This is a genomic window from Klebsiella ornithinolytica NBRC 105727 = ATCC 31898 (genome assembly GCF_001598295.1).
GTDB lineage: Bacteria > Pseudomonadota > Gammaproteobacteria > Enterobacterales > Enterobacteriaceae > Klebsiella > Klebsiella ornithinolytica.
The window spans coordinates 45,928-67,796 of sequence record NZ_BCYR01000001.1 but is presented as its reverse complement, the minus strand read 5'-3'; the positions used below and the strand labels follow the sequence as shown (position 1 = coordinate 67,796).

Genomic DNA, 21,869 nt, shown 5'->3' with positions numbered 1-21,869 from the left:
AAAGGGCCATACGTTGCCGTATGGCCCTGGCAGGTCAGGCAAAATCAGAATTGCTGTTCGGTGCGGCTGATGATGTCATCCTGGACTTCTTTCGCCAGTACCACGAACTGCGCGCTATAGCCCGCAACGCGAACCACCAGGTCCTGGTGCTGCTGCGGATTTTTCTGCGCCTCCAGCAACGTGTTGCGATCGATAACGTTAAACTGTACGTGCATCCCTTTCTTATCGAAGTAGTTACGCACCAGACCGCCAAAGTTTCGCAGACCCTTTTCCCCCGCCAGCGAGGAGGGCAGGAATTTCTGGTTGTAGAGCGTTCCGTTCGAGGCGATAAAGTGATCCAGTTTGGCTACCGAGTTGGCTGCGGCGGTCGGGCCGAGGGTATCTTTCCCCTGGCGCGGCGATACGCCGTCGGCAAGCGGCTCTTTCGCCAGGCGACCGTCCGGCAGGGCGCTCACATCTTTACCAAACAGCACGTTCGCCGACACCGGATAGATACCGGCCTGGAAACGTCCGCCGCGTGGGTTGGTGTACTTCTCCACTTCCTGACAGTAGATCAGCGCGCATTGACGGGCGACAAGATCCACGTCGTCGATGTCGTTACCGAAACACGGCGTATTTTCCAGAATATGGCGAATCTCTTCATAACGCGGATTGCCTGCCGATGGGGCCGGACTGGCGCTGGCGAGCTGACGATAGACTTCGTTTTTTATCTCTGCCGGGTTCAGCGAGCCGTGCCGGTCGATAATGCGTTTGACCACTTCGTAAATATCCTGCTCGCCGAGAGAGGATTTTGCCGCCGCGCTATGCGCGGTGCCGCCGACCGGGTAGCCGAAGTTGGCATCCAGCGCGCCCTTCAGTTCCTGGAGCGTCAGGCGGCGATCCTCAAACACCTGTTTTTGGATGGCGTAGACGGAGTCGCCGGTATCGGCAATGCCGAACGCCTGCGGGCCGGTAAAGTTGTAAATCGCGCCGCCTTCCTGCAGGGATTTACCACGGCCAATGCAGTCATCGACCAGAGCGGACAGGAACGGCAGAGGGCAGCGTTCGCCGTGGGCGATGTCGACGCTGTTGCACGCTTCGACCAGCTGGTGCACAAAGTGCGCCATCTGTTTTTTGAAGGCCGCATAGAAGTCATCCATGCCGGTGTACTGGGTCATCTCACCGGTCATCGGGCCAAGCTGTTTGTTTCCTGAGCGGCCGTTGTTAAGGGTAATCTCCAGGACCTTCGCGACGTTGAAGAACGCCGCGTCGTGCCAGCCTTCGGTGCGATGCGGCGCCTGCGGCTCCACGCAGCCAATGATGCAATAGTCGCGGGCATCATGCAGCGAGACGCCGCGGTTTTGCAGCGCCGGGATAATCACTTCATCGTTGTACATGGCCGGTACGCCAAGTCCCAGACGGACCAGCTCGCAGGCGCGATAGAGAAACTCATCCGGCGTGCCTTGCCAGACGCGAATCGAGAAAGAGGGCTGCGGCAAACGCACGTGGGCCGTGGCTTCCATGCACATGTAGGTTAACGGGTTGGTGGCATCACGGCCGTCTTCCGTCTGACCGCCGACGCACAGGTTCTGGAACACGGCGTAGCCGGCGAAGGCCTGGGCAGAAACCTCATCGCGGGTTTTGTTGATATCGTTTAGCTTGATCCAGCAGCAGTCCACCAGCTCCTGGGCAAATTCGCTGCTGATGGCGGTATCTGCCGCCAGATACGGATACATGTACTGATCGAAACGGCCGGGAGAAATTGAGTGGCCGCTGGATTCAATCTGCAGCATGCTCTGAATAAACCAGAAGGTCTGGCAGGCTTCCCAGAAGGTTGTCGCGCCATATTCCGGCACGCGGGTACAGTTGCTGGCAATCTGTTCCAGCTCGCGCTGACGGGTTGGGTCGCGTTCTTCACGGGCAAGGCGCGAGGCTTCCTGCGCGTAGCGATGGGCGAAATTGATTGCCGCCTGATAGCTCAGAATAACGGCGTTGTAGAACTGCTCTTTTTTGATGTAATCGGGGGTGCTGCGATCGAGTTTCTCCAGCGCGCGGGTGACTTCATCGATGATCCCGCGGAAGCCGATTTTCAGTACCTTGCCATAGTCGACGCTGACGTGTCCGACACCGCCGAAGAAGTAGTTGCCGACGGTGAAAACGCCGTTGCCCATGCTCTCTTTTGTCCCTTCGGACATATAGGAGGCGGCGAGCGAACTGGTGGTTTTACCCGGCCAGTATTTAAAGGCCTGGTGGAGCTCATCGGCGGTTTTTTTCTCAATGATGAACGGGTCGGCAACGCGGTGCGCCATGGTGTCGAACTCTTTTTCGACCCAGTCATAAGAGAATTCAGGACAAATTTCTGTCGAACGTGGATTAATCGTGACGGCGCCGACGATTAACTCGTCAGGGCGAATAGTGACCGGCAGTTCGTTAAATATTTTCTCAACGACTTTTGCCCGCCGCATAATAGCGGGAAGCTGCTCATTTTCTTTATATGCCTCGGTTGCCAGCACCGCACGTTCAGATTCTACATACGGTTTAGCATGCAGAATCATATTTTTGAGTCTTACTACACGATCGGTCGGATGAGTAAAGCCTTTCTCTAACATACAATAACTCCCGAAATGATATAAGCGTGGGGTTTTTCCACACCTGAGTTTTTTTACCTGACGGTAGGGCCGGGTACGCTAGCTAATAGTGTTGCTGCCGATTAAACTAATAAATTGACGTAATATTTCCGGGTGCGCCATCCAGGTCGTCGCGGTGACAAGATTGCCGTCATGTACCGCTTCGTGGTCTGCGGCGCTCACCCAGATGCCGCCAGCCATTTCAACTTCAGGCTTTAAGGTGAAATATCCCGTCAGCGTTTTGCCTTTTAATATGCCGGCAGCAACCAGAATTTGTGGTCCATGACATATAGCGGCAATCGGTAGCGCAATATTATTGGCGCAGTGGATGATATTTAATACCATCCGGTTGAGACGTAAATATTCCGGAGCGCGGCCGCCGGCAAGATATATTCCACAATATTCCTGTATCCTGACTTCATCAAAAGAGGCGGTTAAGCGGAACAGATGGCCCGGTTTTTCGCTATAGGTTTGATCGCCCTCAAAATCATGAATCGCGGTCTTTATATATTCCCCACAGCGTTTCCCGGGGCACACCACATCCACTCTGAAACCTAACATGCTTAATGCCTGCCATGGCACCATGACTTCATAGTCTTCAGAGAAATCGCCTGCCAGAAGCAAAATTCTTTTCATAAGCGAACTCTCAGAACGTACTGTCATCATCCTCAATAATACGCATGGCTTCATTCACTGCGGCGATCTCGCCGAACAGCGCCAGCGTCGTGATATGCTGCGGACAGCTGCCAAAGATCTCCGATACCGCAACATGTGCGCTTTTACTTGCCAGATCGGCGTAAAAGTACAGATCCGGTACCGGCAACATAATCAACCCGATAGCGTCGATGCGGATACTTTCCAGCCGGTTGCGAGATTCCGAAGGCATCCGCCTTTTCAGCATGGCGAGCGTTTCCGGCGTCGGCGCGTTGATAATGCGTTTTTTCATGATCGAGTCAGCCATCCTGCTTCAGTCAACGAATATTGAGCGCTTCAACCATCACGCAGCGACGGTGCCTGGCGTAGGAGCGTGCTGAGGTCAGGCCTTCACCGGTCGGACCGGCAATGGTAAATGTCGCATGTCCTTCGCCGCCAACGCCCAACCCGGCATATGACGGGCCATTTTTGACAAAAATAGTGGTCTGGATCAGCTGCGCCATTTTGGTCAGTTTTTCAACGTTGGTAGAGTGCATCATGGCCGTGTGACGATGACCATGTTCAACTTTCACCGCCAGATCGATCGCTTCATCGACGTTCTCCACTCTGACCACCGGCAAAACCGGCATCATAAGTTCGTGCAGCACGAATGGATGGTCACGTTCGGTTTCAATCAGGATAACTTTGATCTCCTCCGGCACGCTGATACCGATTTGCTGCAGAATGTAGCGCGCATCTTTCCCCACCAATGCGGTACTCGGGCCGTTTCCTTTTTCATTCAGCACCAGCGCCTGTAACTGCTGAATATGTTGTTTGTCGCACAGCAGCCAGGCGCCGCTTTTTTTCATGCAGTGGATGAGATAGTCCGCCACTTCATTGACGACAATGACCTCTTTTTCCGCCACGCAGGGGAGGTTGTTATCGAAGCTGCAGCCGTTGATGATATCGCGGGCGGCTTTCTCGATATTGGCGGTTTCATCAACCACAACGGGAGGATTGCCCGCGCCGGCGCCAATCGCTTTCTTACCGGACGACATCACGGTTTTCACTATCGCCGGCCCGCCGGTGGCGACCAGCATATTGATACGCGCGTCGCCGATTAAGGCATTGGTGTTGTCAATCGACGGGCTGGCGACCGTGACCACCAGACTGGCGGGGGCGCCAAGTCGGGCCAGCTGTTGATTGATTAGCGTGACGCAGTACAACGACACCTGGCGCGAACGCGGATGCGGGCTAAAGACCACGGCGTTGCCGGCGGCCAGCATACCGAGAGTATTGTTGATAATGGTCTCGGTCGGATTGGTGGTCGGGGTGATCGAACCAATGACGCCATAGGCGGAGTATTCGGTCAGCGTCAGGCCGCCATCTCCGCTGATTGCGGCGGTGATGAGATCTTCAACTCCTGGGGTTTTTTGCGCGGCAACGCGGTTTTTCACCATCTTGTCGGCATAATTTCCCATTCCGGTCTCTTCCACCGCCATGGTCGAGAGCGCGTGCAAAATCTCTTCCTGCAGGAAAAACTGGCGAATGCCGTCAACAAAGCGGGCGCGATCCTGCATTGAGCAGTGGCGATACTGGATGTACGCCTGCTGTGCCGCGGTAATCGCGGCATCCATGGTGGCAAAAACACCGTCACCGGCGCTCCCGTCGACAGGCGCTGCGGGAGCGGCTCCGGCCTGGCTTGCCAGTACGCTGGCCACAATCGCGTCGATGCTGCCGCGATCGAACGGTGTGGCGGCTGCCGGCGCAGGCTGTTCGGGCGCTGGTGCCGTCGTTTTGGTATATTTACTCAGCACGCGGGAGACGGCCTGAGTAATATCAAGATCGTTCATGCTGTATCTTCCTTACTTCGCTTCGCTCGTGGGTGCCACCATCAAATGTACGGCGTCGTGGTCGATTTGATCGGCGCCGGATCGAGCGTAGCCAGCAGCTGTTTCCCGACGTCTCTGGCGGCGATGACCGCCTGGCGTACCGCGCCGGAATCACCGGCAAACGTGAAGATCACTTCGTTACTGAAGCTGGTGCCGTGCGCCGGGCTGGCGTAACCCACCGGCTCGATGACGGCGGCTTTGGCTGCGGCGTCGGCGACTACCACGCCAATCGCCGCCGGTGAAGCGCAGGTCATGCCGAAAGATTTACCCAGCGGGGCACCGAAGGCTTTATTGAGCGCGCTGCTGGCGCGGGCGGTGTACTGGAATTCCAGATGACCGGCCGGCGAGCCATAAACATCGCCCATGGTGCGTTGAATTTCGCCCAACGCGACTTCAACCGCGCGACGAACATCGGAGACATCGGAGGCGCCGAAAATGATCAGGCAACCATGCCCACCGCCGCCCTCGGTATCGCGAGCCAGCTCAATAGAGAGAATTTCACTGTTGGTGGCTTTAATGGCCTCATCCGCGGCAAATATATGCGGACCGGCCCCGGTCCGGGCGCCAAGAATACCGATGGAGCGATATTTCTTGTCGATATTCATGACTTCATGTAATTGATGATCAACATTGGCAATAACTAATCCAATGGTATGCCCGAGGGCCGTTCCGACAAATTCAGTTAAACCGCAACCGATAAAGCTGGCCGGCGTTTTATTATTTGCGCGATCATCAGTCTGTTTGTGCATTACTTCAGATATAATCTGCTCAACAAGATTATCTCTCATGGTCGGTATCCTCTGGCTTTATTAACTGACAGCTTTCGGCAGGATTTTTTCCACTTCAATATGTGGGCGCGGAATCACATGTACGGAGACCAGTTCACCGACTTTACCTGCCGCCGCTGAGCCTGCGTCCGTTGCCGCTTTGACTGCGCCGACGTCGCCGCGCACCATGACGGTAACCAACCCGGAACCAATTTTTTCATAACCGACCAGGGTGACGTTAGCGGATTTAACCATGGTATCTGCGGCTTCAATTGCGGAAACCAGACCTTTTGTTTCAACCATACCTAATGCTTCTTGTTGCATAACGACCTCAATATTTCCAGGTGAGAGTAAAAGCAAGTTATGAATTAACCGATAAAGGTTGAGTTCATAGACTTAATAAATTCATGCACTACGATGTTATTGCGTCAGAGACAAAATGTTTTGCCCGGCAGAGAGACTTTCTTGTTTTCCCGTTTTCAGCTGGACAATAAAATCCTCCCCGTATGACTACTTTCAGGACGCGCTCAGGCCGCGCCTTCCAGCAAGGGGGCAAGCGCGGCCGCATCCTCGGCAATCATCCGCTCTTCATTGGTGGGAATGACCGCCACAATCGGTGAGCCGGGGCGCGAGATAATGCCCTGCCGGCCGGCAAACATTTGCGCATTGCGCGCGGCGTCAAGCTGCACGCCAAATATCGCCAGCCGTTCGGCGGTCAGCTCGCGGATCAGCGCCGAGTTTTCCCCGATGCCGCCGGTAAAGATCAGCGCGTCAAAGCGATGCAGCGAAGCGAGATGGGCGCCAAGGTGGCGGGCAAGCCGGTGAACCATGACATCAATCGCGAGGGTGGCCCGGGGATCGCCGTTGTCGCGCGCCTCTTGTAACGTGCGGCAATCGCTGGAAAGACCCGACAGACCGAACAATCCCGCCTCGTTATTGACCATCTTGTAAAGTGATTCGATAGTCTGTCCGGTGCAGCGGGCAATATAGGCCGCGGCGCCAAAATCCAGATCGCCGCAGCGCGTTCCCATCACCAGCCCTTCAAGCGGCGTCATGCCCATCGAAGTGTCGACACTCTGCCCGTTTTTCACCGCGCAGACTGACGAGCCATTGCCGAGATGGGCAATAAGCAGGCCGTGGTTAGCGGGGTTGAGACCCAGGCGCGCGACGGCTTCGGCGGCGATAAAGCGATGGGAGGTGCCGTGGAAGCCATAGCGTCTGACCTGATGCTGGTGTAAATACTCCAGCGGGATGGCATAGGTATAGGCTTCCGGCGGTAGCGTCTGATGAAAGGCGGTATCAAACACCGCCACCTGCGGCAGCGCGGGTAACAGCGCCATGGCGGCTTCAATGCCAATCAGGTTGGCGGGATTGTGCAGCGGCGCCAGCGCCGACAGTTCCCGGATACGCTCGATGACCGACGCCGTGAGCCGCACCGAATGTTTGAAATCATTCCCGCCGTGCGCCACCCGATGACCGATGGCGCAGACCTGCGGCAGCAGCCCCTGCTCTGCGAGCCGGGCGAACAGCGCCTCCAGCGCGCAGGTATGGCTGGCACCGTCAGGCAACCCGCTGGTCGTCTTCCTTTGCGCATCGTTAAAGGTAATGCAGGCCTGGTGTAGCCCCAGCTTTTCGGCCAGCCCGGAGAGCACCGGGGTCTCCTGATTGCGCGGGATGACGGAGAACTTGAGAGAAGATGAACCACAGTTAATAACCAGAACCAGTGATGCTGACGACATGATGACCCCTGTCTGTATCCGTTTTTTAGAGAGATTCATTGAATGGTGTGAGCAAAAATCGCTCGCGGCTGAAGCGCGCCAGAGTCTGCGTGGCAATCGCGATATCTTCCTCGACGCTCCCGCCGCTGATGCCGATACCGCCGAGCAGCACGCCGGCCGACCAGCAGGGCAGCCCGCCGCCAAAGCAGCAAAGACCTTGCGTATGCGACAAGCCGTACAGGCTGGCGCCAGGTAATACGTCGGCCGCGAGTCGGTGGGTCGGCATCCTGAGCGCCACGGCGGTCCATGCTTTTTGCGTGGCCAGCGTATGGCTGATGAGCAGGGCGTTATCCTGACTAACGAAGTAGCGCTGCAGGCCGTGGGTATCCACCAGGCTAAAAACAATGGGCACATTCGCGTTGTTCGCGGCATCGATGGCACAGTGCGCCAGTAATGCCGCGTCCGTCAGCGTCAGCGAGGCCGGAGACGGCGCTAACTGACGCGAAATGGCCGCGTTGATACGGCGATCCAGTTCGGCGTTCGGGGGGGTGTGCATGTTTTTCCTCCGTGGCGCTTACTGGCCGTTAAGATCGAGCGAGTCAACAATGCCGACTACGGCAGCATCAATCACCGAGTGCTCTTTGCTGGTGGTCATCCGCGCGGAGCTGCCGGTGGTGACGATGACCGTTTCCCCGTTTCCGGCGCCGACAAAATCGACGGCGACCTGCGCCGTGCCGGTGGGCTGATAGTGTTCATCCAGGCGGGCGACAATCAGCAGCTTTGCGCCATTGAGCGAAGCATGTTTGGTCGTCGACACCAGTGCCCCGGTTACTTTTGCCAGATACATATTTCCTCCTGGTGGCTCTGCACCATGACAATACCGCGGTCGCGAATTTCATCGCGTGCGGCGGGAGTGATGAGTGTCCGGTGTCCAACCGACAGGACCGCGCCTGCGGGGTGCTGGCGCACATCGCTGAGCGTGATCAGCGGTTTACCGCCGGGCGCCGTCGGCCTCTGTGCCGGGTTCGCCGTGGGGCGGCCGATAATCGTGATGCCATACTCCCCGAGAGTGGCGACGTAACCGGCCAGCCGTGCCCGCAATGCCGGGGGGAGCTGGCTGGCGGCGCCATCCCGGCATTCGGTATTGAGCGTGACGATGATGGGCCTGGCCAGACTCAGGGCGTGAAAAGCCCAGCGACACACCCGGTTATCGCGAATACCTAAGGCGATTTTGCTCAGGCTGTTGGTGGACAGCGAGGGCAGATACAGGCCGCTGAACGTCTCTCCTGTCGGGCAGGGATCCCGGTCGTCGCACAGCGCCTCAACATCGCGATGCGCCAGAGCCTCCATGCAGGTGGAGTGCAACGACGCCTGGATGGCGCTATGGGAAAAGGTCATCACCAGGAGATAGCCGCGCCGGTTCAGCGCCGTCAGACAATCCAGCGTCGTCGGGAGCGTGGCGAGATCCTCGCCGCTTAATACCACGCGCATAACCTTGCCGTGGTCTTGCAGGCGCCGCCGGCGTTGAGCCAGCAGGTCTGCAATGAGGCTGTCGAGCCGGTATGAGAGTTGCTGTGCATCCATTGTGGTTCTCCTCAGCGGCTGCGCATGGCGATGCCAAGCGGCGTCACCAGCAGCGGCTGCTGCGCCTGAATGACCCGTTTGCCGGTGGCGTGGCGAAAAACGTCGGCAAACTGGCGGAAGCTGCTGGCGCCTCCGACCAGGTAAATGTCGTCGACCGGATAGCCCGCCAGCCAGCCGGCGACCAGATGAGCCATCTTTTCAGCCACCGGACGGACCACGGTAAAGATCTGTTCTTCCTCCTCCGGACACTTTTTCAACGCTTCCGCTTCGGCAAAAGGCATGCCCAGGGCGCCCGCGAGTACCAGGGTCATATGGTTGCCTCCGGTCGGCTCATCGGCGCTGAAAATCACGTTGCCGTCGCGCAGAATGCTGATCCCGGTTGTCCCGCCGCCCACATCAACCACCGCGCCGTGGCGAATGTTTAAGGCCAGCGCGGCGGCTACCGGTTCATCAACCACGTCGGTCACCTCCAGTCCGGCGGCCTCCACCATATTGACGATCACTTTGGTGTTCCCGGCGGTGATTCCCGGCGGGATGGCCGTCGCCGCGCGGGTGAGGGGGCATCCGAGGCGCTCTTCGAGCGCTGTTTTCAGCCCGCTCACCACCCGGCTGGCGGTCAGGAAATCCACCACCACGCCGTCTTTCACCGCCCGTGAAGGATGGCTGATGCCGGCGACGGGGTTATCGTTTTCATCCAGCACAACCACGGCGATATTGGCCGTGCCCGGATCGACACCCACTTTCAGCGCGCCTGCCCAGGCGCGGCATCCGCCCAGGCTGACCAGCTCCGCCAATGCGTTCAGCCGCCTGGTTGCTGTGCTGTCAGTCATGGTGGCGTTCCGCAAACGCGCGCTGGACGCAGTCGCCGTTACGCAAGCCAAAGCCGTTGGCCTCCTCAACATCAACATGCATTTCCAGCACCGCATCCGCGCTCACCCGGACCACCACGTGGCTAAGAATGCCGCCGCGATAGCCGTCGATACGCACGTCAATCTCCATCCCGTCGCGCAGGGCGTGGCGCTCGGCGTCGGCGGGCGAAATATGAATATGGCGCCAGGCGACAATAGCGCCATCCGTTTTGCTGACCCGTCCGCGCGGGCCAATAATCTCGATCCCCGGCGAGTCCTGTAGATCGCCGGACATTCTTAGGGGGGCTTTGACGCCGAGGATAAAGCTGTCGGAGACGGAGATTTCAACCTGGGTGGCGCTGCGCAGCGGGCCAAGGACGCGTACTCTGGTCAGCTCCCCTTTTGGTCCGCGCAGAGTCACCGTCTCTTCGGCGGCATACTGGCCCGGCTGTTTGACCGCCTTCATGCGGGTGAGGGTGGTGCCATAGCCAAACAGAATGTCCATATCTTCCCGGCTCAGATGAACGTGGCGGTTAGAGATGCCAACGGGGATACGCAACGTCTGTGCGGCGAGTGGGGCACCGGCCGCCGCCCCGGGGCCACGGGACTTGAGTTCCTGAAGAATTTCCCGGGTGATTAATTCGGCTTGCTGCTGGGTGTCATTCATAGCGTCAACAACCTGAAAGTGATGAAAGGAGCGATACAAGCATATTCAGTCCCGCGTTGGCCTTTTTGCTGTTGCGCAGGACTTTTTTGACGGTCCGCCGGGCGCAGGACAATCTTGTCCAGATTTAGCCGGCGATGGCGGTCAGCAAGCGGTCTACATCAGCGGCGCGGGGCTGGCAGGGATTGGTTTGCGTGCAGCCATCCCCTAAGGTCGCCGCGATCAGCGCCTGACGCAGGGATTCCACAGCCGTCCGGTCTTTTCCCAGCGCCTGCAGTGTGGCGGGAATACCAAAATGGTGATTCATATCGCGAATGCTGCCGATTAGCGCGCGCAGAGTTTGCTCCGGCGTGGCGGCCTGGATGCCCATAATGGCGGCGCATTTCAGGTATCTCATCCGCGCGTGCGGGGCGTGGCGGGCATTGTGCTCAATAATCAACGGCAGCAGCATGGCGTTAATTTTGCCGTGTGGGATATGCAACATCCCGCCGATAGCGTGCGCCATACCGTGCACTAATCCCAGCCCCGCCGAATTAAACGCCATGCCGGCCATGCAGGAGGCGTTGTGCATATGGCCCCGCGCCGCAATATTATTCTCATCGCTAAAAACGTCGGGCAGGTGTTGCCAGACCAGCGCAATGGCTTTCTCGGCGAGCGCGTCGCTAAAATCATTGGCCCCCGTCGAAACCAGCGCCTCAATGGCGTGGGTCAGGACGTCCATGCCGGTATCCACCGCGACCTGACGAGGAACCGAGAGAACCAGGTTTGGGTCAAGGATGGCGCAGTCCGGGATCAGTTCATCGGCAATCAGCGGATATTTTCGGCCGTTTTGCGGATCGGAGATGATGGCGTAGGAGGTGACTTCGGAACCGGAACCGCTGGTGGTCGGAATGGCGATAAGTTCTATGGCGTGGCCGGGGAGGAACTCTTCCAGCGTAACCTTGATCCCTTTAGCGGCATCAAGAGCGGAGCCGCCGCCCAGCGCGATAATGACCTGCGGTTTAAAACTTTTAAACTGTGCGGCGCCGGCGTGCAGGATCTCCACGCTCGGGTCGGGTTTCACCTCGCTAAAAATAGAGACGCAGGCCTGCGGCATTTCATTAATCAGGTCGCGTGTTTTACCGGAGCTCACCATAAAGCTGTCGGTCACAATCGCCACCTTTTTATGGTTCAGCCGACGCAAGGTTTGAATTGCGTTTTCACCAAAATAGACGTCAGGAAGAGAAAAGAAATAGCTCGCCATCTTTCGATTACCTTATCCGTTGGGCGGATTGCGGGGAGGCAAATGCCGGATGTAAAAAGAGAGCGTATTGTGTCATGGGGGGATGAATAAGAAGCTGGCTATGCTTGTGCTAAGTCAGGATTTCGTTGCGGTACTCTTTTATTGCGGACAAAAAAGTGCAGGGGTGCATCGCGCCAGCGATGGTCTCTGACCCTGATACGGGTCGGGACCGGAATTCTGGTATGCGTGAGGCGCTGGCGGTGCTGAGGCCAGGTGATAGTTTCTACGCTGAAGGCATTGCGTGCCCCTACTGTGCTGTCGCGGCATGTGTTCCCGATCTGTTCGCTCCGCCGTTGCGGGTTAACGTCCTGCCACTGCCCGGCGTTGTTGCGGTCAGATGAGCGGTTTCAACTTATCCTGTCTGCCCGGCATGGGTTTTGTTGCCATTCCGCAATGAGCCACCGTTACCCTCTCCAGGTGAAAAATATTCACCGGCTCATGCCAGTCTGCGGGCATAGCGCCAGCAGATGCTGGCGCTTATCATCCCTGAACCCTTACAGGTCAGAGCAGGATAAAAGATGAGAAAGCCAGAAGATATCGTATTCCCCGCCGGGCAGCAGGCGCTGTATGAGCAAAACCGTTACTCTCCGGCGGTTAAATCCGGCGATTTTCTGTTTGTTTCCGGTCAGGTAGGAAGTCGGGAAGATGGTTCAGCGGAACCCGGACTGGAGCAGGAGATCCGCAGGGCGTTCGATAACCTTAATGCGGTGCTGGCGGCCGCAGATTGTACGTTTGCCGATGTGATTGATGTCACCATCTATCTGGTCGATGCGCAATCGACTCTCGACACGCTCTGGAAGGTGTTGCCGGAATACTGGGGAGATGCCCCCTGGCCGACGCTGACGGGCGTCGGCGTGAGCTGGCTATATGGCTTCCGTTTTGAAATCAAGGTCACCGCCCGCTTGCCCTCGCGGCAATGAAAATCGGTTCCGCTCTTTAATGAGATCGATCAGTGCGCGCAGGCTGGCGGGCATATGTCGGTTGGCCGGAAACCAGAGGCACAAACCCGGAATCGGCGGGCACCATGGCTCAAGTACGGTGACCAGTCGGCCATCCGCCAGCGCTGCGCGGGCGTGTACATCCGGGACATACGCGATCCCCAGACCGTTGATCGCGGCGTCTACCATCAGCGGCGAACTGTTTAGCGTCAGCGTTCCGGGCACATCCAGCAGGATGCTTTGACCGTGGCGGGAAAACTCCCAGCGGTAGCGTTTACCGCTGGGTAAACGCTGGCGAATGCACTGATGGTGGGCCAGATCGTCCGGGCTCGCGGGAGCAGGATGCTGGCGCAGGTACGACGGCGACGCCACCGCCAGAAACCGCACATCTTCGCCAAAACGCACGGCCACCATATCCGCAGGGACGTCTTCCGCCAGACGGATCCCCGCATCAAAACCTTCGGCGACAATATCTACCAGCCGGCCATCTACCACCAGATCCAGCGACACGCCGGGATACCGTGTCATATAGTCCGGCACAATTGTCTGCAGCAGCAGGTGAATAGCTTCCTCTCCGCCATTGATACGCAGCGTGCCCACGGCCTGTCCTTGGGTATCGGCGATCTCTTCCAGCGCTTGTTCCAGCCCGTTGAGGTGCGGTGAAATGCGCCGCAGCAGCGCCTCTCCGGCCTCGGTCAGCGCCACGCTGCGGGTGGTGCGATGTAACAGACGGACGCCCAGACGCGATTCCAGCCCGCGAATGGCATGGCTTAACGTGGAACGAGTCACGCCGGAAAAATCGGCTGCACGACGAAAGCTACGCTGTTCCGCTACGGCGATAAAGGCTTTCAGATCGGAAAGCGTCGGGGTTTTAACTGGTGATTTCATTTCACCTCTTCATGCCATTTGTTGGGTCTTATCGTGCTAATCATCATGCCATATCCTGTATCGGCGAGTTAAAGACTTTTCTGGAGGATAACGATGAGCAGCAAAACCTGGTTAATTACCGGTACTTCAACCGGTCTCGGACGCCTGATGACGGAGCGCCTGCTGGCGCGGGGCGACAAAGTGATTGCTACCCTACGCAAATCCGGCGCGCTGGATGATCTGCAGGCGCAATACAATGGGCGGCTTCATATCCTGCTGCTGGACGTTACGGATACTGACGCTGTACGCCGGACGGTGCAGCAGGCATTCGACTTCGCCGGGCGTATCGATGTGCTGGTCAGTAATGCGGGATACGGGCTCTTCGGCGCGGCGGAAGAGGTGAGCGATGCCCAGATTGACCGGCAGATTGCCACCAATCTCATCGGCCCGATTCAGCTTATTCGGGCCGCGTTACCCGCTCTGCGTCGGCAGGGAGGCGGACGTATTGTGCAGATATCGTCAGAAGGCGGGCAGATTGCCTGGCCGAATTTCAGCCTTTATCACGCTACCAAATGGGGGATTGAAGGATTTATTGAATCCGTCGCCCAGGAAGTGGCGCCTTTTGGCATCGATTTTATGATTGCCGAGCCCGGCCCGACGGCGACGAATTTTGCGGGCGGACTGGATACGGCTGCGCCGATGGCTTGTTATGACAACACGCCCGCCGGCGAAGTGCGTCGCGGTCTGGCGCAGGGAACTCTCGCTATTAACGGCGATGCGTCAAAAACCGTCGCTGCCATAATCGATGCCGCGAGTGGGGAAGTGCCGCCGTTTCGCCTGGCGCTGGGCAGTAAGGCGTACCGATCTATCAACGAGGCGCTGAACAGTCGGTTACAGGTGCTGGAGGATACCCGCGCGCTGGCGCTAAGTGTGGATAAAGATGCGTGATTGTCCGTGGGTAATATACACACCACCTGCAAAGAAGCAGGAGCGAGCATTTTTATTTCGTTTGGTTTTTACTGAAAACAACCGTTCTGCCGCTGAAATCTTAGCTGCCGCAGCTAACCTGCTGGTAAAGGTAAGCGCTGCTTGATGAGATAAGTGAATTGGGCCGGATGGTGAGTTTTTCTGCCCGCTTTTCGTTCATCGCTGCACCAGCAGCGTGCGCAAAATGATTAAAATCCCTTTTTTTGCCTGAAAGTTAATCATATCTGCAGATAAAAAGAAAATTCCTCCTGGCAAGTCTTTTGCAATAGTACCTGGTGAATTTTAATTTTATCTTTTTGGGATGAGTAAATATGAAATTTAGCGCATTACTGGCAATGGCATTGCTGACAATAAGTACTTTCGCGTTAAGTGAGACGCATCTGCCGCATATTGTAATCCTTGCTACTGGCGGTACCATCGCCGGCTCGGCGGCGAGTAATACTCAGACTACAGGATATAAAGCCGGAGCAATTGGCGTACAGACGTTGATTAATGCCGTGCCTGAGATGAGTAAAGTGGCTCGCGTTGATGGAGAGCAGCTGGCAAACATTGGCAGTGAAAATATGACCAGCGAGATAATCCTCAAGCTATCAAAACGCGTCAACGAGCTGTTGGCCCGCGATGATGTGGATGGGGTCGTGATTACCCACGGAACGGACACCCTTGATGAGACGCCTTACTTCCTTAACCTGACCGTAAAAAGCAACAAGCCGGTGGTGTTTACGGCCGCGATGCGTCCGGCAACGGCAATCAGCGCGGATGGCCCGATGAATCTGCTGGAAGCGGTGACTGTAGCGGCTGACCCGGAGGCGAAAGGACGCGGAGTGATGGTGGTTCTTAACGATCGCATCGGCGCTGCCCGTTTTGTCACCAAAACCAATGCCACGACACTGGATACCTTCAAAGCGCCGGAAGAGGGGTATCTCGGGGTGATGGTGAGCGGTAAACCGCAGTTTGAAACCCGTGTTGATAAAATTCACACTGTACGCTCGGTATTTGATGTGCGTAACCTTAACGCATTGCCAAAAGTGGTCATTATCTACGGCTATCAGGACGACCCTGAATATATGTACGACGCGGCAATTGCGCATCATGTAGACGGTATTATTTATGCAGGCACCGGCGCGGGGTCGGTCTCTGTACGCAGTGCTGCGGGAATCAAAAAGGCGGAAAAAGCCGGTATCGTGGTTGTGCGCGCCTCACGTACGGGGAGCGGTGTTGTTCCGGTTGATGACGGCCAGCCTGGACTGGTGTCCGATTCGCTTAACCCGGCAAAAGCGCGAATTTTGCTGATGACGGCACTGACCCAAACTAAAAATCCGCAGCTCATTCAGCAATATTTTCACACTTACTAATTTCATCCGGAGATAGTTCCGGACCGGCCATAGCCGGGGTGGCCCCTGTTCGGGGCTACCCCTTTGTTTAACTGATGCCTGTGTTGATAGTCACCGATATGCTCCCGTATTCCGGGCCTCCGCTCCAGCGGCAGGGCAGGATCGGGGGTTTTCACCTGCGGCGTGGTGACGCTTTCCAGACGACAGAGCCGGATTATCTCAGTCAACGCTGGCTTGAATCGGGTTGGCTCCCACCACGACTGGCTTGCGCGTATGCTCATATTTCTGCCGCGCTTTCATGTAATGTGCCGGTACGATGAAAATAAAAAAATCCACGCAATGGCGTGGATTTTATAAGGTTTTTTTAATCGCTATGAGATTCAATGAAATCTCACGAGACAACAAAAACGATTAGACGTTGAACAGGAAGTTCTAAAATATACGTTTTCACCCTGTGTCTGCTTGTATCAAGTTATACTATTATTTTGTCTTTATATCATGCACTTATATTACCTTGCGTTGTCATGCTGTTTCACCGATAATCTCCTATAGTCAGGTTTGTTCTGTACGCGTATTTGTACGCGGGATTAATCAGGTGGGATAGTTATGGCATTGAGAACAGACAGAGAGATAGCCAACCTTAAGGCTGAGGAAGGAAAGCGAAAAGTTTTAGCTGTGTCGAGTGGGGCAGGCGCGGGCTTATGTATAGAGGTTCGCCCGGACGCTGTTGCTAAATCATGGCTATACCGTTACCAGTTTGCGGGCAAGGCTAAGAAGATGACTCTGGGAAGTTACCCATCAATGTCATTGACCGAAGCCCGCAAAGCGCATATGCAAGCAATGGCAGTGCTAAAGTCAGGACAGGACCCGATAGCTGTTGTACGAGCAAATAAACAAAAATCCAGTTCCGTCCCTACCTTTGCCGAGTTGTTCAATGAGTGGATGGAGTGGAAATCTGTAGCTAAGCCATTGAAACCTCGGAGCCTGAAAGCGTACAACTACACCTTCGACAATTACATGGCTGAACTTCACAAGCTATTGGTTACAGATTTGAGCAGAAGCATTCTGTTTAATCATTTAGCAAAGCTACGAAAACAAACCGTTTCCGGCACTAAGAAAGCATTAACCATTTTTCAGCAGAGTCTCGATTACGGCGTGAACATTGGCGCTATTACTATTAACCCATCAAGAACCATTCGCCCCACGGATATTGGGGCAACGGCTGCTGCACCTCGCCAAAGATGGCTTGAACGCGAGGAAGTTGTCGCATTCTGGAAAGGCCTTGAGGAAACTGGTGCGCACCCAGCACAGGTGAACTGTTTAAAGCTAATTTTGTTAACTGGCGCAAGAAGGACAGAAGCAAGTGAGATGAGGTGGGAGGAAATTGTTGGCAGTAAATGGATTATCCCCGCCGAACGTAGCAAAAACAGTAAGAGCCACACTGTTACGTTGCATCAAATGGCTCAGGATATTATCGCCCACCAACGGGGAATTAGTGGTGGCAGTGAGTTTGTATTTGAAGCTATACGCACTCACGACGCAGGGAAAGCACATATAGATGGGAATGCGCTCCGCTGGTTGCTTGAACGTGTGAGAGGCCTGCATATGCCCCAGAGTGAACCTTTCACCTGCCACGATCTGCGCAGGAGCTTCGCCAGTGGGTGCGCTGAGTATCTGGATGCCAATGAATCGATCATAGAGTTGGCCTTAAATCATGCTAAAAGTGACCGTCTGGTAGCAACCTATCAGGCCGGGAAAAGGGCGGCAAAGGTGGAACAGCTTTTCCTGGAATGGGGCGAGTTCATTCAGACTCTAACGCAACACGAGATTGTAGAGGCTGGTAATGTTGTGCAAGTGACTTTCGGGAGGCGTTAAGAGATGGATTATGATGAATGGCCGGAAATTCGTGAATATTTTCTGGGGCTCGGATGGAATGAACACGATATAAATATTATTAAGTCAAATCGTGACGGCATACCACTCTACACGAACCAGAAAAGCGCACTTGCTATGGTTCGGCGGCTAGACGCAGCAGTTGAGCTATACGGTACCGCATGGCCTCTGGTACCAGACCTCAAGATGTTGATAACTGCCGGTTTAACGGAGCGTGCGTTAGCCAGTTCTGAGCTGGGGAAGCGCGCGGACGAGTTGGTTAACCGTTTCCGTCATGAAGTTCTTTTTCCGAGATATGCACAGGAGAAATACAGTGAACGTCAAAGCAAAGCAGGCAGCAAACCCCGCGAAGAGCGTGCGGTCAACTCACAAAAAACACATCTGGAAGCTGCAATAAAAAAAGAGTTGCCTGACTGGACTCGAAATAGCGCATCAAAACTTGCTAATAGATTCGGAGTAACACGCCAATATATAGGCAAAATAAAAGCGAAACTCTAACCTGTGGAGTTTCGTTTCAAATCATTATTGTGGTCACTGTGATACAGCATAACGCTGCTTGAAACTAGGAGATCACAAATGCTATTAACAATCAAACAATTATCCAGTCGTCTCGGTGTTAGCCGCGCAACCGTTGAGCGCCTGCGCCGTTCTCCCGAAGCATCTTTCCCTAAAGCCATTCCTATTGGTCCTAATTCAATTCGATTTGATGAAACAGAAATTGAAGCGTGGGTACAGGCTCGCCGTCAGTCAGTGGCAGCATGAATACCAAAAAAAAAGCCCTAACAGTAATGTTAGAGCTATATTTTCAACCGCTGGCGAATGTTTGGCGACAGAACCAGCGTTTTACGGATATATAAAAACATGTCTAATTTAGCATCGGGCGACGGGTTCGTCAATAAAAGCGGATACGTTGTAATTTCTGACGTGTCTGGTCAAATTGTACCCGATTTTCACTCATTTAAATACGAGTCGGCTCAGGCTTATATAAAGCTTCTGCCCGGTCATTCAGTGAAGACATGGATGGAAGCCCACGTAGAGGAACTGACGAGTAAGGGGTATCGTCTCATTCCGCACGGCCCTTTTGGTAGAGATGGTGCCGACAGCTACCTACCTTACGGCAAAGGGCAGACGTATAGCGCAGCTGACGCATCCTGGAGTGTGGCGGACTATATCGGCGTTCCAGTGCCGCAGGATTGCATCCTGATTGACCGTGACGGCTACAAAGAAGGTTGCGCCAGTGTGCAGTCTATTGCTGAGGCGCTCGGGTTGGCTGTGGCACAGCTTAACCGTGCGAGAATTCAGAGCCGTGACGGTGACGTTTCTACGCACTGGCTGTTTCGCCTGCCTGATGGCTTTTCTGTTAAAGCATCCACTGGCGAATGGCTTAAGCACGTAGACATTAAGGTCAATTCGACCGCCGATAACGGCACTAAAAACGGCATGATTAATATCAAGCCCGGTAAGGTTATAGACTTACCTCGTGCCGACAAAATCGAAGTTCTGGACGTCAGTTGTGTAGCCATACCTTTCCCCGTCAAAGAGACCGCTGTAGTCCGCTCCATTGCTCCCCGTATCTTTGCTGAGCAATCCAACGAGCCGGGACGCCGCAAGCTGGAAGAGAAGGTAAACGAGCTACTTAATACGCCAGACGGGCGGCGTAACGCTACCCTGAATAACGCAGCGTTCGAGCTGGGGCGTTATGTCGGCGCTGGCGACCTGAATGAACAGGAGACCATTACAGCCCTGCTTGATGCTGCTCGCGCTATTGGGCTGGGGCAAGGCGATGCTGTCGCCACAATCAACTCTGGCTTACGCGCCGGAGTGTCAATACCACAGAAAGCGCCGCGCACCCCAGCTGAGACATTTGGAGAGGCTACGCCGGTTTTTCCGCCTACATTACCAGCTGCTTCTACTGACCCAAAGCCGGTAGTGCGTGAAGGTTTTCAGTGGATTCCCGCACAGCAACTGGCAGAGTTTTTCGCCGGGTGTATCTATATCGCCAGTGAGCACGCTGTATTGATGCCCAACGGTTCACGCCTGAAGCCCGAGGCGTTCAACGCCATCAAAGGCGGTTATATCTTCGGGATGGACGCTGAAGGTGATAAGAGCACTGATAAGGCGTTTGACGCGTTCACGCGCAACCGCTGCGTTACCCTGCCAAAGGTGATTAATACCCATTTCGCACCTGACAAGCCTTTCGGTAGCGTGGAAATGGTGGGTGGGGTTGATTCTGTGAATACCTATCTGCCATGTCCGGGCGTGCGTAAAGCGGGCGATGTGACGCCGTTCCTGCAACACATCGAAAAGCTGCTGCCGGTTGAGGCTGACCGCGACATCCTGCTTAACTGGATGGCTTATAAGGTGCAGCATCCGGGTGAATGCATGAGATGGGCACCTGTGCTCGTTGGTGCGCCGGGTAACGGCAAAACCACTGTGGCAGAGGTGATGAGCTACGCTATCGGGAATAAGTACGTCTCTGTGGTGCAGTCTTCAGACGTGGACAACAAATTTAACGGATGGGCTTACGAGAAATGTCTGGCTGTCATCAACGATTTTAAAGTAGGTGACAAGCGCGACGTAATGGAAGTGCTGAAGCCGATGATTACAGATAAAAGAATCCCGGTGCAGAAGAAAGGAACCGACACGGTAACTTCTTCTAACCACCTCGGTTTTATTATCACCAGTAACCACCGCGACGCCGTTGTTAAGACGTCAGATGACCGCCGATATGCCGTGTTCTTTACTGCTCAAAATAACGAGTCGGATATTATGCGCGACGGCATGGACGATGGATATTTTGTGCAGCTTAACGACTGGCTTGATAGTGATGGTTATTCCGCCGTAGCTGAGTATCTGAGCCAGCGTCATGTTGTGAGACATCCGAACCGCGCCCCGGAAACGTCTTCAATGTCAGAGGCAATCCGCGAGTCTATGACACCGACGCAATCCGCGATTCTGGAGGCGGTTGAAGATGGTCGTCCCGGCTTCTGCAATAACATTATCGTTGCGGCTGCTGCTAAGTGGGTACTGGAGAATAACGTGGTAAAAATAACCCATGCCAAGCTGGTTGGCCGCGTTCTGCGCGAGTTGGGTTATGAGCCCATCCCTAACTCAGAAAGCTGGAAGATTAACGGCAATCGTTTTTCACCGTGGGCAAAACGCGGCACTATCCCGGCGAACACCACGCTGAGCAAAGAAGAGGTAGTGAGGTTATCGGGGTATATAGATAACAGGGCGCTTGCAATGGCCCAGCAATAACCACGTTGATGATGAAGCCGCCCCTACGGGCGGTTTCTTTATGCCTGAAGAGGACAGTAAAGGACAGTAAAGGACAGTAAAAAAAATTTTTACTATCCGGGTTAACTTACTGTTTTATATGGCTTTATATTAAAAAGGACAGTAAAGACAGTAAAAACAGAGTTGCTGAAGAGAAAGGAATATATAGATGTATGTATGTATACGTATTTTATAAGCGCTCTGGCTCCCAGAATGCATTTTTACTGTCCTTACTGTCCTTTACCGTCCTTTTTCGATAAATATCCTTTATAAACATCAACTTAAACTGGACAGTAAAAACCGGTTTACTGTCCACGGCAATTCACTCTGCTGAAAAGTTAGTGCATTAAATTGCTGCTGGTGGGCGTAAACGTCATTAGCCATATAAATAGTTGCATATCATAAACTGACGAGGGCGTCAACAATTAATTGTTTACAATCTGTAATTATTCAGGTTTAATGGTCTTAACCGTATTTGTAATGGCATTAAATTATTGATTAATAGGAGGGTGGAAATGGCTGGTCGCCCTGTCGGCAGCAAAAACACAACGCGGCGCATACTCCCGAAATCTCTCTCGGA

General features: G+C 54.9%; 21 protein-coding genes. 7 read left to right on the top strand and 14 right to left on the bottom strand.

Features of this window, described 5'->3' with window-relative positions; genetic code table 11:
• Positions 1 to 44: 44 nt before the first annotated feature.
• From grpM to ROR01S_RS00260, 13 genes are all read right to left on the bottom strand, one after another.
• Positions 45 to 2,588 (bottom strand): glycyl radical diol dehydratase GrpM, encoded by a 2,544-nt coding sequence (gene grpM / locus ROR01S_RS00320; protein ID WP_015584070.1) that lies wholly within the window; start codon positions 2,586 to 2,588, stop codon positions 45 to 47.
• 78 nt (positions 2,589 to 2,666) lie between these two features.
• A complete protein-coding gene (locus ROR01S_RS00315; RefSeq protein WP_004863606.1) occupies positions 2,667 to 3,242 on the bottom strand; it encodes a DJ-1/PfpI family protein in 576 nt (191 codons plus the stop codon).
• 10 nt (positions 3,243 to 3,252) lie between these two features.
• Complete coding sequence (locus ROR01S_RS00310; RefSeq protein WP_004863604.1) at positions 3,253 to 3,552, bottom strand: hypothetical protein; 300 nt, start codon at positions 3,550 to 3,552, stop codon at positions 3,253 to 3,255.
• A gap of 25 nt (positions 3,553 to 3,577) precedes the next feature.
• Positions 3,578 to 5,092 (bottom strand): aldehyde dehydrogenase family protein, encoded by a 1,515-nt coding sequence (locus tag ROR01S_RS00305; RefSeq protein WP_064358975.1) that lies wholly within the window; start codon positions 5,090 to 5,092, stop codon positions 3,578 to 3,580.
• 41 nt (positions 5,093 to 5,133) lie between these two features.
• On the bottom strand, positions 5,134 to 5,919 hold the full coding sequence (pduB, locus tag ROR01S_RS00300; protein ID WP_015584072.1) for a propanediol utilization microcompartment protein PduB: 786 nt from the start codon (positions 5,917 to 5,919) through the stop codon (positions 5,134 to 5,136).
• A 21-nt stretch (positions 5,920 to 5,940) separates the two neighbouring features.
• Entirely contained in the window at positions 5,941 to 6,222 is a 282-nt protein-coding gene (gene grpH, locus ROR01S_RS00295; protein ID WP_004863596.1) for a propanediol utilization system shell hexameric protein GrpH, read from the bottom strand.
• 203 nt (positions 6,223 to 6,425) lie between these two features.
• The gene (gene tdcD, locus ROR01S_RS00290; protein WP_064358974.1) at positions 6,426 to 7,637 is read right to left on the bottom strand and encodes a propionate kinase; all 1,212 of its coding nucleotides are present in this window, start codon (positions 7,635 to 7,637) and stop codon (positions 6,426 to 6,428) included.
• 25 nt (positions 7,638 to 7,662) lie between these two features.
• On the bottom strand, positions 7,663 to 8,172 hold the full coding sequence (locus ROR01S_RS00285) for a GlcG/HbpS family heme-binding protein (RefSeq protein ID WP_048025091.1): 510 nt from the start codon (positions 8,170 to 8,172) through the stop codon (positions 7,663 to 7,665).
• Between the two features lie 18 nt (positions 8,173 to 8,190).
• A complete protein-coding gene (locus ROR01S_RS00280; RefSeq protein WP_004863583.1) occupies positions 8,191 to 8,463 on the bottom strand; it encodes a EutN/CcmL family microcompartment protein in 273 nt (90 codons plus the stop codon).
• Positions 8,445 to 9,200 (bottom strand): flavoprotein, encoded by a 756-nt coding sequence (locus tag ROR01S_RS00275; RefSeq protein WP_064358973.1) that lies wholly within the window; start codon positions 9,198 to 9,200, stop codon positions 8,445 to 8,447. Before ROR01S_RS00275 ends, ROR01S_RS00280 begins: the two co-directional genes overlap by 19 nt.
• A gap of 11 nt (positions 9,201 to 9,211) precedes the next feature.
• Entirely contained in the window at positions 9,212 to 10,030 is an 819-nt protein-coding gene (gene eutJ, locus ROR01S_RS00270; protein WP_004863579.1) for an ethanolamine utilization protein EutJ, read from the bottom strand.
• Positions 10,023 to 10,715 (bottom strand): phosphate propanoyltransferase, encoded by a 693-nt coding sequence (gene pduL / locus ROR01S_RS00265; protein WP_004863576.1) that lies wholly within the window; start codon positions 10,713 to 10,715, stop codon positions 10,023 to 10,025. The genes eutJ and pduL overlap by 8 nt, the downstream gene beginning before the upstream one ends.
• A gap of 124 nt (positions 10,716 to 10,839) precedes the next feature.
• On the bottom strand, positions 10,840 to 11,955 hold the full coding sequence (locus ROR01S_RS00260; RefSeq protein WP_064358972.1) for a 1-propanol dehydrogenase PduQ: 1,116 nt from the start codon (positions 11,953 to 11,955) through the stop codon (positions 10,840 to 10,842).
• A gap of 557 nt (positions 11,956 to 12,512) precedes the next feature.
• Between ROR01S_RS00260 and ROR01S_RS00255 the strand changes: the two genes are divergently transcribed.
• Positions 12,513 to 12,914 (top strand): RidA family protein, encoded by a 402-nt coding sequence (locus ROR01S_RS00255; protein ID WP_004863570.1) that lies wholly within the window; start codon positions 12,513 to 12,515, stop codon positions 12,912 to 12,914.
• Here the strand turns inward: ROR01S_RS00255 and ROR01S_RS00250 are convergent.
• A complete protein-coding gene (locus tag ROR01S_RS00250; protein ID WP_004863566.1) occupies positions 12,858 to 13,820 on the bottom strand; it encodes a LysR family transcriptional regulator in 963 nt (320 codons plus the stop codon). The genes ROR01S_RS00255 and ROR01S_RS00250 overlap by 57 nt on opposite strands.
• Positions 13,821 to 13,913: 93 nt before the next feature.
• Between ROR01S_RS00250 and ROR01S_RS00245 the strand changes: the two genes are divergently transcribed.
• The 6 genes from ROR01S_RS00245 to ROR01S_RS00225 all read left to right on the top strand — a co-directional run bounded on the left by ROR01S_RS00245 (position 13,914) and on the right by ROR01S_RS00225 (position 21,271).
• Complete coding sequence (locus tag ROR01S_RS00245) at positions 13,914 to 14,747, top strand: SDR family oxidoreductase (protein WP_064358971.1); 834 nt, start codon at positions 13,914 to 13,916, stop codon at positions 14,745 to 14,747.
• A gap of 350 nt (positions 14,748 to 15,097) precedes the next feature.
• A complete protein-coding gene (gene fraE, locus ROR01S_RS00240) occupies positions 15,098 to 16,141 on the top strand; it encodes a fructose-asparagine asparaginase (RefSeq protein ID WP_004863557.1) in 1,044 nt (347 codons plus the stop codon).
• A gap of 585 nt (positions 16,142 to 16,726) precedes the next feature.
• Positions 16,727 to 17,995 (top strand): tyrosine-type recombinase/integrase, encoded by a 1,269-nt coding sequence (locus ROR01S_RS00235; protein WP_064358970.1) that lies wholly within the window; start codon positions 16,727 to 16,729, stop codon positions 17,993 to 17,995.
• 3 nt (positions 17,996 to 17,998) lie between these two features.
• Positions 17,999 to 18,511, top strand: coding sequence for a hypothetical protein (locus ROR01S_RS00230; RefSeq protein ID WP_064358969.1), 513 nt, complete (start codon positions 17,999 to 18,001; stop codon positions 18,509 to 18,511).
• A 78-nt stretch (positions 18,512 to 18,589) separates the two neighbouring features.
• Complete coding sequence (locus ROR01S_RS25610; RefSeq protein ID WP_073972263.1) at positions 18,590 to 18,775, top strand: helix-turn-helix transcriptional regulator; 186 nt, start codon at positions 18,590 to 18,592, stop codon at positions 18,773 to 18,775.
• 99 nt (positions 18,776 to 18,874) lie between these two features.
• Positions 18,875 to 21,271 (top strand): primase-helicase family protein, encoded by a 2,397-nt coding sequence (locus ROR01S_RS00225; protein WP_064358968.1) that lies wholly within the window; start codon positions 18,875 to 18,877, stop codon positions 21,269 to 21,271.
• Positions 21,272 to 21,869: the final 598 nt, after the last annotated feature.